The 14297-nt window shown below is 37.6% G+C and carries 14 protein-coding genes; 12 read left to right on the forward strand and 2 right to left on the reverse strand.

Translation table 11 applies throughout. From position 1 onward, the window contains the following. The first annotated feature begins 243 nt into the window (after positions 1-243). The 5 genes from thiL (at position 244) to tsaD (ending at position 3992) form a co-directional block, all read left to right on the forward strand. Entirely contained in the window at positions 244-1221 is a 978-nt protein-coding gene (gene thiL, locus FG390_RS06450; protein WP_141190230.1) for a thiamine-phosphate kinase, read from the forward strand. A 146-nt stretch (positions 1222-1367) separates the two neighbouring features. Further along, positions 1368-1814, forward strand: coding sequence for a tRNA (adenosine(37)-N6)-threonylcarbamoyltransferase complex ATPase subunit type 1 TsaE (tsaE, locus tag FG390_RS06455; protein ID WP_141190231.1), 447 nt, complete (start codon positions 1368-1370; stop codon positions 1812-1814). Continuing rightward, positions 1814-2512: a tRNA (adenosine(37)-N6)-threonylcarbamoyltransferase complex dimerization subunit type 1 TsaB gene (gene tsaB / locus FG390_RS06460; protein WP_141190464.1), complete on the forward strand. Its 699-nt coding sequence runs from the start codon at positions 1814-1816 to the stop codon at positions 2510-2512. The genes tsaE and tsaB overlap by 1 nt, the downstream gene beginning before the upstream one ends. Beyond that, positions 2509-2967 carry a ribosomal protein S18-alanine N-acetyltransferase gene (gene rimI, locus FG390_RS06465; RefSeq protein ID WP_141190232.1) on the forward strand — a complete coding sequence of 153 codons (459 nt, stop codon included), beginning with the start codon at positions 2509-2511 and terminating at the stop codon, positions 2965-2967. Before tsaB ends, rimI begins: the two co-directional genes overlap by 4 nt. Further along, positions 2964-3992 carry a tRNA (adenosine(37)-N6)-threonylcarbamoyltransferase complex transferase subunit TsaD gene (gene tsaD, locus FG390_RS06470; RefSeq protein ID WP_141190233.1) on the forward strand — a complete coding sequence of 343 codons (1029 nt, stop codon included), beginning with the start codon at positions 2964-2966 and terminating at the stop codon, positions 3990-3992. Before rimI ends, tsaD begins: the two co-directional genes overlap by 4 nt. A 485-nt stretch (positions 3993-4477) precedes the next feature. Here tsaD and FG390_RS06475 read toward each other — a convergent pair whose 3' ends face one another. Further along, positions 4478-6448 (reverse strand): ABC-F family ATP-binding cassette domain-containing protein, encoded by a 1971-nt coding sequence (locus FG390_RS06475; protein WP_141190234.1) that lies wholly within the window; start codon positions 6446-6448, stop codon positions 4478-4480. Positions 6449-6814: 366 nt separating this feature from the next. Here FG390_RS06475 and FG390_RS06480 point away from each other — a divergent pair, with 366 nt between their 5' ends. Beyond that, positions 6815-7462 (forward strand): redox-sensing transcriptional repressor Rex, encoded by a 648-nt coding sequence (locus tag FG390_RS06480; RefSeq protein WP_141190235.1) that lies wholly within the window; start codon positions 6815-6817, stop codon positions 7460-7462. Positions 7463-7548: 86 nt separating this feature from the next. Beyond that, entirely contained in the window at positions 7549-8298 is a 750-nt protein-coding gene (map, locus tag FG390_RS06485; protein WP_141190236.1) for a type I methionyl aminopeptidase, read from the forward strand. Positions 8299-8521: 223 nt separating this feature from the next. Here map and FG390_RS06490 read toward each other — a convergent pair whose 3' ends face one another. Continuing rightward, positions 8522-9235, reverse strand: coding sequence for a CPBP family intramembrane glutamic endopeptidase (locus tag FG390_RS06490; RefSeq protein ID WP_181406403.1), 714 nt, complete (start codon positions 9233-9235; stop codon positions 8522-8524). A gap of 690 nt (positions 9236-9925) precedes the next feature. Here FG390_RS06490 and groES point away from each other — a divergent pair. The 5 genes from groES to FG390_RS06515 all read left to right on the forward strand — a co-directional run bounded on the left by groES (position 9926) and on the right by FG390_RS06515 (position 14246). After that, a complete protein-coding gene (groES, locus tag FG390_RS06495; protein WP_141190238.1) occupies positions 9926-10210 on the forward strand; it encodes a co-chaperone GroES in 285 nt (94 codons plus the stop codon). Between the two features lie 36 nt (positions 10211-10246). Further along, a complete protein-coding gene (gene groL / locus FG390_RS06500; RefSeq protein WP_141190239.1) occupies positions 10247-11881 on the forward strand; it encodes a chaperonin GroEL in 1635 nt (544 codons plus the stop codon). A gap of 560 nt (positions 11882-12441) precedes the next feature. After that, complete coding sequence (locus FG390_RS06505) at positions 12442-13578, forward strand: SEC-C metal-binding domain-containing protein (RefSeq protein WP_141190240.1); 1137 nt, start codon at positions 12442-12444, stop codon at positions 13576-13578. A gap of 114 nt (positions 13579-13692) precedes the next feature. Continuing rightward, entirely contained in the window at positions 13693-14004 is a 312-nt protein-coding gene (locus FG390_RS06510) for a hypothetical protein (protein ID WP_141190465.1), read from the forward strand. After that, positions 14001-14246 (forward strand): hypothetical protein, encoded by a 246-nt coding sequence (locus tag FG390_RS06515; protein ID WP_141190241.1) that lies wholly within the window; start codon positions 14001-14003, stop codon positions 14244-14246. The genes FG390_RS06510 and FG390_RS06515 overlap by 4 nt, the downstream gene beginning before the upstream one ends. Positions 14247-14297 lie beyond the last annotated feature (51 nt).

Raw genomic sequence — 14297 nt, forward strand, 5'->3', positions numbered from 1 at the left:
TAAAACGGAAAGTAGCTCAATAAAACGGAAAGTAGCTCAATAAAACGGAAAGTAGCTCAATAAAACGGAAAGTAGCTCAATAAAACGGAAAGTAGCTCAATAAAACGGAAAGTCACACATTAGCAACTATAAAGATGCCCACCCTTGTTTAACTGTCTATGGATTTTTGATGGGATATGGTACACTAAGAAAAGAAAAATGGACATTTTAAATAGATGAAAAATCAGTTATGGAGTGCTGAGAGTGAAGGATGAATTTTCATTAATTAGATCTATAACCCCAGAGAAAGCTTATCATAAAGAACTTATTCAAGGCATAGGTGATGATTCAGCTATTTATACACCTATTCAGAATGAGCATCAGATTGTTTGTATGGATACGATGGTTGAGGGTGTACATTTTACAGAGCAGACGATGTCTCCTTTTCAAATTGGTTGGAAAGCACTTGCTGTCAATTTGAGCGATATAGCGGCTATGGGTGGTACACCGGATTATTATCTTGTGTCAATTGCTTTTCCGAGTGTCTGGTATGATCGAATTAATGAAATTTATCGAGGATTGTCTGATTTAGCTAAACGTTTTAATATAGATCTAATTGGTGGTGACACAGTAAGCAGTGACAAATTAACGATTACGGTTACTGCTATTGGTCATACTTTTAAAAGAAAATATTTTTTAAGAAGCCAAGCCTGGCCTGGAGATGTAATTTTAGTCACAGGAACTTTAGGGGATAGTGCAGCTGGGCTTCGAATTTTATTAGGTGAATTAAGAGGTAACGATGATGAGATGGAAAGAACTTTAATTAAGAATCATCAATTGCCTTTTCCTTTAATCGAAGCTGGACAGATAATGGCTCAAATGCCATATCATACGTCATTAAATGATATAAGTGATGGTTTAGCAAGTGAAGCGAATGAAATTGCAGAGGCAAGTGGTGTTAAGCTTATCATTGATTACTCATCTTTACCAAAGAGTGATGAATTGTTGCAGTTAGATCCAAAACTCCAAAAAGAGTATAGCCTCTTTGGAGGAGAAGACTATCAATTATTAATAACTGCTCCTGAGAGTGCAGTATTGGAATATCAACAGGCTTTTAAAAAAGTAGGCATTAGATTAACAAGAATTGGTTACGTTGAGGAAGGTTCTCCATCAGTTTATTTGGTAGATGGACAGGATAAAGCTTTGTTATCTAAAAAAGGATTTAACCATTTTACTGATTAATGATATAGAAAAAGTCTTTAATCCAATTTAATTTATGTATGTTAAAGAACAATTGAAGCGCTTCGCCATTTTATTCGTTTGGTATAATCCAATTTAATTTATATGTTAAAGAACCTTTGATATGATGAAGAAAATGAGGGATATTGATGAATTATTGGATTCTCTCTTCTCCAGAGGAGACACAAAGATTTGGAAAACGACTGGCTGAATTTCTCGAAGCAGGTGATGTGTTAACATTATCGGGAGACTTGGGGGCCGGTAAAACGACGTTTACTAAAGGACTTGCAGTCGGTTTAGGAATTACAAAACTTGTGAATAGTCCAACATACACAATTGTTAAAGAATATACCGGGCGTTTGCCATTATATCATATGGATGTTTACCGTATTACAGACGAAGAAGACATTGGTCTAGAGGATTATTTTGATAGTTCCGGCGTTGTTGTCGTTGAATGGTCAGAAAATATACCGTCTTTGATTCCAGAACAACGTCTAGAGATTCAGATTGAACGTTTAAATGACAATCAAAGAAAAATAATCTTGATTCCACATCAGGAACGTTTTGAACGTATGTGTAAGGAGTTTAATTATTGATGAACATTTTAGCTATTGACTCTTCAAATTTAGTAATGGGTGTTGCAGTAAGCACGGAAACCAAAGTACTTGGTGAAATTATAACTAACGTGAAAAAGAATCACTCAATCAGACTCATGCCCGCCATTGAGCAGATTATTCGGGATGTCGATCTTACTCTAGATCAAATAGATCGAATTGCAGTGGCTATTGGACCAGGCTCTTATACAGGAGTAAGAATTGGTGTTACAATCGCAAAGACATTAGCATGGACAGCAAATAAAGAAATTGTAGGTGTTTCTAGTTTAGAGGCGCTCGCTCAAAACGGCATACATTTTAATGGTTTAATTGTACCGTTCTTTGATGCAAGGCGAGGTCAAGTTTATACTGGTTTGTATCAAAGCAAAGATGGTAAAGTAGAGTGTGTTCAAGAAGATCGTCTAACGATGATGAAGGATTGGTTAGCTGAGCTAAAGAAATGTCAAGAATCCATCCTTTTCTTAAGTAATGATTTCGATAAACACGAAGCTTTAATACAGGAGATTTTGCCAAACTCTGTTATCGGTGAAGCCGTATATAACAATCCACGCCCATCTGAAATAGCTAAGTTAGCCTTTACAAGGGAACCATCAAAAGATGTTCATCACGTAGTTCCAAGTTATCTGCGATTAGCAGAAGCTGAATCAAAGTGGCTTGAGAAACAGGTGAATAAAAAATGAATGAGACAGATAGAGTAACCATTCGACCAATGAATCTTAATGATATTGATGACGTTCTTATTGTTGAGCATCAGGCGTTTGCGACGCCTTGGACAAGACAGGCCTTTGAAAATGAATTAACGATAAACCAATATGCTACTTACTTTGTTGCAGAGCATCATCAACGAAGCATTGGATATTGCGGCGTTTGGGTTATTATTGATGAAGCCCATATCACTAATTTAGCGGTTTTGCCTGAGTATCGTGGGAAGAAGATTGGGGAGACGTTGCTTAGAAAAGTGCTTTTATTTGCTGCTATGAAACGAGCAAAATCCGTAACTTTGGAATGTCGAGTATCAAATCATATTGCACAGAATTTATATACGAAATTAGGTTTTAAAAAAGGTGGCATCCGTAAAAGTTATTATTCAGACAATCATGAAGATGCTATTGTAATGTGGGTGAACATATCATGAATTTTGAAAAACCAAATATCATATTAGGAATAGAGACAAGCTGTGATGAAACAGCAGCAGCTGTCGTGGAAAATGGAACCGTCATTCGGTCATCTGTTGTAGCATCCCAAATTGAGATACATAAACGGTTCGGTGGTGTCGTTCCCGAAGTAGCTTCTAGACATCACGTAGAACAATTTACAGTGGTCTGTGAACAGGCGATTAAAGAAGCGAATGTGGAATGGGAAGATATTGATGCCATAGCCGTTACGCAAGGACCAGGCCTAATAGGTGCCTTACTGATTGGTGTTAATGGGGCAAAGGCATTAGCTTTCGCTCATCAAAAGCCTTTAGTCCCCGTCCATCATATTGCTGGACATATTTATGCTAATCGTTTGGTTAATGAGATGAAATTTCCTTTATTAGCCTTGATTGTTTCAGGAGGTCATACCGAACTTATTTATATGCGGTCTCATGCATCCTACGAAGTGATCGGTGAAACACGCGATGATGCGGCAGGTGAAGCTTTTGATAAAGTTGCTAGGACATTAGATTTACCCTATCCAGGGGGACCAGGAATTGACAGACTTGCGAGTAAAGGGGAACCAATCATTGATTTCCCTCGGGCATGGCTGGAACCAGACTCTTATGATTTTAGCTTCAGCGGTTTAAAATCTGCTGTGATTAATGTAGTTCATAACGCAAAACAAAAAGGTGAAACAATATCAAAAGAAAATATCGCTGCGAGTTTTCAAGAAAGTGTCATGGATGTGCTAGTGGCTAAGACAATGAAAGCTGCCAAGGAATATCATGTGGAGCAAATCATTGTCGCAGGCGGAGTATCCGCGAATCAAGGCTTAAGAAAGCGAATGGAGTCCGCATGCCATGATGCAGGTATCCCATTATCGATACCCCCACTGAAATTGTGTACTGACAATGCAGCGATGATTGCAGCGGCAGGATCTATTGGCTATCTAAAAGGAGATCGAGCAGACTTAGCCTTGAACGGGAATCCGAGTCTTGCTATCGAAAAATTCAGTATCTAAAATGTCCGAACTTTGACCAGGATATATTTTTACAGATTATTAGCATAGAATCTGTAGAAGAAAATAAAAATATCTAGGTTGATTTTTGTTTACACTTTTAGAAAGTAATTTATAAGTGCAACGAGGCCTCTGTCTGCGCCTTAAAGACCCCGTAATCGGCACGTTTTCTTTAACACCGCCTATCAGCGGTCTGAGAGGTCTATATAATTAGCCAAGGGTTGTTTACCAACATTATTAAATGGCAAACTAAAAACAATTTTGGGGATAAGTCATTTTAGAAGAGTGAATTAAATTCACATTTAACATGACTTATCCCCTTAGTTATGCACAAATCAATGTTATTCACAGCCTATTTTCCGTTTCAGGTGGTTTATCCACAGAAAAAACGTATATTACTCTTACTCGATCGTAAGTGTATATACGTTTTTGTGAATAATTGAATACTAAATTTATAGTAGTGAATAAAATTTTATGGACGATAAATTTTATTCACTAGAAAGGTTATCATATTCCTGCTGAACTTGTTCCCATTCATGAATATATTTCTCTAATTTGTCTTTATCTTGAACCGTTGATTCATGAATTTCTTTCGCCCGTTTCGTATCATTAAATACTTCAGGAGTTAATAAGGCGGCTTCGTTTTCCTCAATTCGAATTTCAAGATCTTGAATCGTTTCTTCTAATTGTTCGATCTTTCTTTCCAATTGCCTTTCCTTTTTCTTTCGTTCTTTATCTTTTAAAAATTGAGCTTTTCCGTCCGTTTGATTGGAGTCTTCTTTAGATGGCTTAGTATCTCGGACATGTTCATTTTCCTCAAGTAATGAAATAGCTTGCATTTCTTCTTTTTTCTCCAGATAGTAATCATAGTCCCCTAGATAATTTGTAATGCCATCTTCTTTCGATAATTCTAGCACTCTCGTCGCAATATTGTTGATGAAAAATCGGTCGTGTGAAACAAATAGAATGGTTCCGGGATAATTGATTAGAGCTGTTTCTAAAACTTCTTTGCTATCAATATCTAAATGGTTTGTTGGCTCATCAAGAACGAGCAGATTGTCTTTTTTCATCATGAGTTTGGCTAAGGCAAGCCTGGCTTTTTCTCCACCACTCAACTGTGACACAAGTTTTAAGACGTCATCCCCCGAGAAGAGAAAGTTTCCTAATACGGTACGTATGTCTTTTTCAGGTGTTAATGGATATTCATCCCATAATTCGTGTAAGACATCCTTGTTTGAGGTAAGTTTAGCTTGTTCTTGATCATAATAGCCAATGGAAACCTGGCTACCTAGTGTCACATGACCAGATAAACGTGTTTGTGTGCCTACAATCGCTTTAAGTAAGGTTGATTTTCCTATCCCGTTCGGTCCGACTAAGGCGACACTTTCACCGCGTGTTATCATGAAGTTTAAATTTGACATCAGTGGGTTGTTTGCTTGGTAACCAATTTTAAGATCACTGACACTAAGAACGTCATGTCCGCTTTGCGTTTTCGTTTGAAATGAAAATCGAGCTGATTTTAAATCACCTTGAGGATGTTCCATAAGGTCCATTTTCTCTAATTGTTTTCGGCGACTTTGGGCACGCTTAGTGGTTGAGGCACGAACAATGTTTTTTTGGATAAAATCATTTAATTTAGCAACTTCTTTTTGTTGCTTCTCATAGTTTTTCAGTTCGCGTTCATATTCGGCCTCTTTAAGAACTAAATAGCGACTATAATTACCTGTATATTTGATTGCCTTATGATGGGATATTTCATAAACCTTCGTGACCACTTTATCGAGAAAATAACGGTCATGTGAAACAATTAAAATGGATCCTTTATAGCGTTGCAAATAGTTTTCAAGCCATTGAAGGGTTTCAATATCGAGATGGTTTGTTGGTTCGTCTAAGATTAGGATATCAGGTTGAATGAGCAAAAGTTTACCTAATGCTAGCCGAGTCTTTTGTCCTCCGGAAAGAGATGAAATGGGTGTATCTTGACGATAAGACTGGAAATTTAACCCTGTTAATACAGACTGAATATCAGATTGATACGAATAGCCTCCTTGGTCTTTGAAAGAGACTTGAAGTTGATCATAGCTCTTTAGAAGTTGATTATATTCAGTCTGATTTTCTATAAGATCAGGACTTGCCATATCTTCTTCCATTTTCCTCAATTTTTTTTCCATAGTAAGTAAAGGTTGAAAGACCGTTAGCAATTCATCATATATGGATTTATTGGAATTGAGTGTCGCATTTTGAGGTAGATAGCCCATCGTTTTATCTTTAGGAATGATGATGTCTCCTGAATCGGCACTCATCGCACCAGCTATTATTTTTAAAAGGGTTGACTTACCGGCTCCGTTTCGACCTACCAATGCGACACGTTCTCCAGATTGTACTTCAATTGAAATATTCGATAAAATAAGATCTGTTGCAAAAGATTTGCTGATTTGGTTGGTTTGTAATAGTATCATTGTTGTTCACCTCTATCTTACTTCAGTTTATCGTATACTTGTTTTGACAATCAACTAAATTCCTTTACAACAATATGAATTGTTAAGATATCCTTTTGCAAACAATAAAATCTGTGAATGAGCGGAGTTACGAGATTTGTTCACGAAATATCTAATTATTTTTGAGGACATATCTCGAAAATTGCGATATAGTCAACTTATAAAAGAATATAAAAATGCTATTAACGTCATTAAATTTCGTTTATCATGGTTAAGGATATGTTCAAAAAGTTCAACCCATCTTTTGAGATATGATATAAATTCAGAGTTGCTTTTTGAACATGTATCTTAAAAGATAACTAGGGCATTTGACAAGGATTGATGAAAATGTTATCAAATGGACATATTCCTTTAGCAACGTCGGAAAGATTGCCTCTGTATTACCGCTTTTTGCAACGATATGCTGAAAAAGGCGGGAAACGTATTTCATCCTCCCAATTTAGTGAGCTAATCCAAATTGACTCCGCTACAATTCGGAAAGATTTATCTTATTTTGGCACCTTGGGAAGAAAAGGATATGGTTATGATGTTGAGTATTTAATTCGTTTTCTAGGTTCAGTTTTAAAACAAGACGAATTAAAGAAAGCCATGTTAGTTGGCGTAGGGAACCTTGGAACAGCTTTACTTAACTACAATTTTTTAAAAAACAATAATACTCAAATCACGAAGGCATATGACGCAGATCCTAGAAAGATTGGTCAAAAAATCGTGGGTTTAACGGTTCAATCTATTCATGATTTAGACCATGATGATAATCGGGATATTGCAGCCGCTATTTTAGCTGTTCCACAAGATCAAGCTCAAATTGTTGGAGAAAAAACCGTAAAGTCTGGTGTTAAAGGAATTTTAAATTTTACGCCGATTCGTTTAGCTCTGCCAGATGATGTGTATATTCGTCATATTGATCTATCTGTTGAGTTACAATCCTTGATATATTTGTTAAACCAAAAGATGGAAGAAAATGGTCATAGGTAGCTAACTGAAAAAAAGTCCTTATGTATCGATTTTTTTAATATTGAATAGGCTAAATTTGTGTAAATTAAAAAAGGTGGAATATCAAAATGATACAACTTAAATCAAAGAATGAAATTGAAAAAATGAGAGAAGCTGGAGACCTATTAGCTCGCTGTCATCAAGAAATAAAAAAAAGAATTAAACCAGGTGTTTCTACATGGGATATTGAAGAATTCGTGAATAGCTTTTTAGAAGAACATGGAGCAACACCAGAACAAAAAGGATATAACGGTTATAAATATGCAACATGTGCCTCCATTAATGATGAAATATGCCATGGATTCCCTCGTAAAACACCATTAAAAGACGGTGATATTGTGACGATTGACATGGTTGTAAATCTAGATGGAGGTTTAGCTGACTCAGCTTGGACTTACGCTGTTGGTCAAGTATCAGACAAAGTTAAGGATTTGTTGGATGTAACAGAAAAGTCATTGTACTTAGGCATTGAGCAAGCGGTAGTCGGTAACCGTATAGGCGATATAGGTTCAGCTATTCAAACGTTTGTTGAAGGTAAAGGTTATGGGGTTGTGCGGGACTTCGTTGGTCATGGCATTGGCCCAACCATTCATGAAGATCCTCAAGTCCCTCATTATGGTCGGCCTGGAAGAGGGCTTAGATTACGTGAAGGAATGGTCATCACGATCGAGCCGATGGTCAATATTGGCGATTGGCGTTCAACATTAGATAGTAATGGCTGGACAGCTAGAACAATGGATGGCTCGCTATCTGCTCAATATGAACATACATTATTAATCACAGATGATAAACCTTTGATTTTAACGAAATTAAAATAATGAATGAGTAAAAAATCTCCCGTGTCATGGCCATCATGAACGGGAGATTTTTTGTTTTGGATATGAATTTGTTTTTCAGATAAAGTGATTCCAATCAGTGGGGATTTTCTGCATCCCCCACTGATTGGAATCCAGAACCAATCGGGCTTTTACGGGCAGTTATCTCACATCTAGGAAGGCTCGTTTACACTCATTACCTTGAAGTGGGGGATTAGACTAGCCGTTAATGCGGGATAAAGAAATATTGACTATGATAAAGAAAACTTAAGGCGTGCTGTGGGATTTCAGGTTTTTTAACAAGTAGCGACAAGGTCACGACAGCATTCATCGAAGCATGAGCGAACATCGATACCCAAATACGTCCAGTTTTTTTATATAGGAAGCATAGGACTAGACCGATAGCAACATAAACAGGGACAAGATAGAGATAGTCACGATGGGCAAAAGCAAAAATCAGAGAACTGATCAAACCGGCAATGATAAAATTTGTTTTTCGATAAATTAAACCAAATATAATTTTTCGAAAGATAATTTCTTCAAGTATAGGACCAATGATATTAATAAAAAGAATCAAATATAGAGAATTTCTCGTAATATTAATGATAGTTGTCGTGTTTTCAGATTTTGGATTAATATGAAATAGATTAATGATGATGATATTAATAATAATCTGAGTGAAAAATAGTAAAAAAGGTCCTGCAATAGCCCAAGAAAGCGACTTTCTGAAGGATAATCGATGACGATAATCTAATTTTCTTTCGGGCAAAAGTAGAAGGACAATGATGATAAAAGCGATTCCAAATGTAACAACAGTCCATACAGCAGGGCGCTGGGAAGTAGGTACAAAGGTCAAAACTTCTGGAAAATGGCGGGGAATATAACCTGAAAAATAGCAAGCAGCGTATGTAATGACAATCCATATGTAATTTTTAAGCAAAATAATCGCTCCCTTGATAAAAATTTAGGCATAATGTGGACATTATTAAGATAACCTTTAAGAGTGCTATATATATTCATATCATTTAGCAGAAATGTCCTCTTAGGTTAGCTTTTATTATACCTAAGAAAAGCGCAAATGAAAGAGGCTAAGGGTGACTATACTAAAATCAAAGTTTAAAGAAGTTGTTCAAAAATTTACCAAATGATAACTTGCGAATCTCGGCGCCCGATTGTTTTTCCGGTCCTCATGTAGCAAAAACAAGAGGATCTCTGGCTAAAATAGTTCATGTCTTGTGGCTGGTGCCTGAAGTTACCACACGTCATGTGGAATGCCGGTCCAAAGAAAACTGACGCCGCCTCCGACGCCCAGGACGGGCTAGTTACTCTCGTTCTGGCAGGATGCCAGCGTATTTAGCCAGTAACCCTTTTCATTTGCCACCTTTTTGAACACGCACTTAAAGCAAGTCTTCATTCTTCTTGGATCGTCATATAAAGGCGAGTTTTAATCATTGGATAACAATGACCAACCTTAACAGTAAAGAGACAAGTTTGTGTCTACAAAAATACTTTTTTTTAATCGAATCTCTTGCAAAATTGTCCAAGATTGATTATTATATTAACTGGATTAGCACTCACCTGTTTAGAGTGCTAATAAAAAATTAGTGTAATGAATCAGGGAGGGTTATCAATGTTAAAGCCTTTAGGTGATCGTGTGATTATTGAAACCGTTGAAAAGGAAGAAAAAACAGCAAGTGGTATTGTTCTTCCAGATTCAGCAAAAGAAAAACCACAAGAAGGTCAAGTTGTTGCAGTAGGTACTGGTAAAGTGACTGACAACGGTGAACGTATTGCTCTTGAAGTGTCAGAGGGTGATCGTGTGATCTTCTCAAAATATGCAGGTACTGAAGTTAAGTATGACGGAAAAGAGTATCTCATCTTACGTCAAGATGACATTCTTGCCATCATCGGTTAATTGATTTTACATATAAAACAAGGAGGCTAACTGAACATGGCTAAAGATATTAAATTTAGTGAAGACGCTCGTCGCGCAATGCTTCGTGGGGTTGATACATTAGCAAATGCAGTTAAAGTAACACTTGGACCAAAGGGCCGTAATGTTGTCCTAGATAAAAAGTTCGGTTCACCACTTATCACAAATGATGGTGTAACGATTGCTAAAGAAATTGAACTTGAAGATCGCTTTGAAAACATGGGAGCACAACTTGTTTCCGAAGTTGCAAGCAAAACAAACGATGTTGCAGGTGATGGTACAACAACGGCAACCGTTCTTGCCCAAGCGATGATCCGCGAAGGACTTAAAAACGTCACTTCTGGAGCTAACCCAATGGTCATCCGTCGTGGTATTGAAAAAGCAACAAAAGCAGCCATTGCTGAACTCAAAACCATTTCAAAACCTATCGAAGGTAAAGCTTCTATCGCACAAGTTGCCGCAATTTCTGCAGCAGACGAAGAAGTTGGTCAAATCATTGCTGAAGCAATGGAACGCGTTGGTAACGACGGTGTCATCACTATCGAAGAATCTAAAGGATTCAACACAGAACTTGAAGTGGTTGAAGGTATGCAATTCGATCGTGGTTATGCATCTGCTTACATGGTTACAGATTCAGATAAAATGGAAGCTGTTCTTGAAAAACCATATATCTTAATTACGGATAAAAAAATCTCTAACATTCAAGAAGTATTGCCAGTTCTTGAACAAGTGGTTCAACAAGGTAAATCCCTTCTTATCATTGCTGAAGATGTTGAAGGCGAAGCTCTCTCAACGCTTGTACTTAACAAACTTCGCGGTACTTTCAATGCAGTAGCTGTTAAAGCTCCTGGTTTTGGTGATCGTCGTAAAGCCATGCTTGAAGACCTTGCTGTATTAACTGGTGCACAAGTGATTACAGAAGATCTTGGATTAGATCTTAAATCAGCAACCGTTGATCAATTAGGTACTGCATCTAAAGTCGTTGTAACAAAAGAAAATACAACAGTTGTTGATGGTGCAGGTGAAACGGATCAAATCGCAAGCCGTGTAAGCCAAATCCGTGCTCAACTTGAAGAAACAACATCTGAATTTGATAAAGAAAAACTTCAAGAACGTTTGGCAAAACTTGCTGGCGGCGTAGCGGTTGTTAAAGTCGGTGCTGCAACTGAAACAGAACTTAAAGAACGTAAACTCCGCATTGAAGACGCTCTTAACTCTACACGTGCAGCGGTAGAAGAAGGTATTGTTTCCGGTGGCGGTACAGCACTTGTTAACGTAATCAAGGCTGTTGAAGCTGTTCAAACTGAAGGCGATGAAGCAACAGGCGTGAATATTGTTCTTCGTGCTCTTGAAGAACCAATCCGTCAAATTGCGAAAAATGCAGGTCTTGAAGGCTCTGTTATCGTTGAAAAACTTAAAAAAGAAGAAGTAGGAATCGGTTATGATGCAGCAAAAGATACATGGGTAAACATGTTTGAAGCTGGTATCGTAGACCCTACTAAAGTAACACGCTCTGCTCTTCAAAACGCAGCGTCTGTTTCTTCTATGTTCTTAACAACTGAAGCTGTTGTTGCTGACAAACCTGAAGAAAGCTCAGGAGCACCTGACATGGGCGCTATGGGCGGCATGGGTGGAATGGGCGGCATGATGTAATTCGCCGAATTAACCCTGATATTCAAGGATTATCCGGTAAACCAATCAAATTTGATACCGTTTTGGTGCCGAAATTATAAAAATTGGTGCCATGACCGAAAAATATCAGAGGCTTCTCATAAGTTGAGCAAACTTATGGGAAGCTTCTTTTTTATATATAAAAGTTTTGTTGGAGAAATAAGAGAGTTCCTTTTAGTGCGTGTTCAAAAAGGTGGCAAACGAAAAGGGTTACTGGCTAAGTACGCTGGCATCCTGCCAGAACGAGAGTAACTAGCCCGTCCTGGGCGTCGGAAGATCAAGGCGGCGCTGTTTTGAGGACCGGAATGTAGGTTTTTACTACATGAGGACCGGAAAAACGAGCGGGCGCCGAGATTCGTAGCTTATCATTTGCTGACTTTTTGAACAACCTCTTTTAGAGTAGTCACTCCTGTTCATGTGTTTATATTTTGCACATACGTGATACAATGGAAAATAAATATGAGATGAAAATGATGGCTAAAAAGGGGTAGCTGTGACTTGTGATTATTTCAGAGGGAGACTCTGGATGAAAGGGGTATAAAATGGCAGTAACTAATAACAAAAATCAAAACAATAAAATTAAAGGAATAGCTTCATTAAAGGAAGGGCTATCCGCATTAAGGGTCGCAGATCTTCAAGACATACGGAAAAAGCTGCATATCAGAAATATAAGCTCTTTGAAAAAGGCGGAATTAATTCAATTTTTGGCAGAGGTAATCCCTTTTCATCTCAGAAATATTATCAGTCAGTTCGATGAGCGACGTCTATTTTTAGTAGAAAATATTATTGCCAATAATGGAGCTATTAGCGCCAATAATGTAGAAATTGAGGAGATGGAGTATTTCTATAAAACTGGTTTTATGTTTACTGGTGTTCGGAATGGAAATCCAATCGTCATGATTCCTTTGGAATTATTGCCTTCTCTAGGGGAAATCGTTCGCGACGAAACGATCCTTACAGATGTTAAACGGAATACGGAATGGATAAAGATAACCCGCGGATTACTTTATTATTACGGAACAGTGCCGAATGACAAGTTAGTGAATTTAGTTGAAAAATATACGCCAGTTCATCCAGATTACCTCGACTTCAAACAGGTTATTTTTGATGCGATGGAGTACTACCAAGAAATAGACATTGACAGGAAAGGCTATTCCTACTGGGAAGTGCTCGACCCTTTAGTTGTTTTAGAGGAGCAGGCATCTAGGAAGAATCTTGACTACTATCCATTCTCGAAGAAACAGCTCCTTGAAGCAGGTGAAACGGACTATGTGGAGCGTCCAAAAGGTTATTCTCAACTTTTATCACTGTTTACGCAAAAGTATCGGATGTCAAAACAAGAGGCAAAGGAGCTTGTTGAGGACTGTATTATGCATGTGAAATTAGGCAGTCAACCTAGCCAGCTTCTTAAATATATACAAACGCAACTAACATTTGAAAGCTTAGAAGCTGTACAAAAGCTGATGGATGCCGTTGTTCTTCTTATGAATAATACGAGGGAATGGTATTTAAAGGGATATACATCAGAAGAGCTATTCGCACAGGAGAAGAAGGCATTACCGCCTCTGACCAATAAAAAAGGAGAGGTCATTAGTCTCCAAACCCATCAAAAGGTTGGCAGAAACGATCCTTGTCCATGTGGGAGCGGGAAGAAATTTAAGAAATGTTGTGGGAATTGAAAATCGTACAGTGAAAAAATGTTAAAAGTTTAGCGGAGCGTCCAAAAGGATATTATACATGGTTTAATATTGCAAAATATCTTTCACAATTTATCATCTAAAAAGGAGGATATGATGTTGGTGGCAAAAAGGAATTCACAAGCTTGGACAGAGGCCAAAAAGAGATGCCATTTGAATGAGACTGATATACAAATGGCTAAGGAGTTGGGGATGACTGCAAAGAGCTTAATTAAAAATATTCCAACGCCTAATCAGCAATGGAAAGCACCTGTAAAAGTATGGATTCGTGATTTATATGAGGAGAGGTTCGCTAAGGTCCTAACAGTTAAGCCTGTACCTAGTTCAGAAATAAAAAGAAAAGCCAAAAAGCAAGATAAATTGATTGTTTCCGATGGATGGATTGATGAAGAGGACTTACCATTTTGATGCAATCTGATGTTAGTCGATTATCTAATGAAGAAATAAAAGTCATTTTGAGAGAAGCGGATGCAATTATTGCACAAGGACGAAGACGCTTCGTGCTAAGGTCTAAAGGGGCAGGGGAGAAGAAAATATTACAACTAGGACTTGATCGGTGTCCTGTCTATGGCTATTTTAAGTCAGAGAAATTAGATGATATTATGCAAAAAATTGATTGGATGATTGATCATGATATTATAGAAATTTGAGCATTATGGAAAACTACTAATGATTGTGTTTACAGATCGTGGTTGGCATAT

The sequence above is a fragment of the Terrilactibacillus laevilacticus genome, from assembly GCF_006517395.1.
Taxonomy (GTDB): Bacteria; Bacillota; Bacilli; order Bacillales; family Sporolactobacillaceae; genus Terrilactibacillus; species Terrilactibacillus laevilacticus.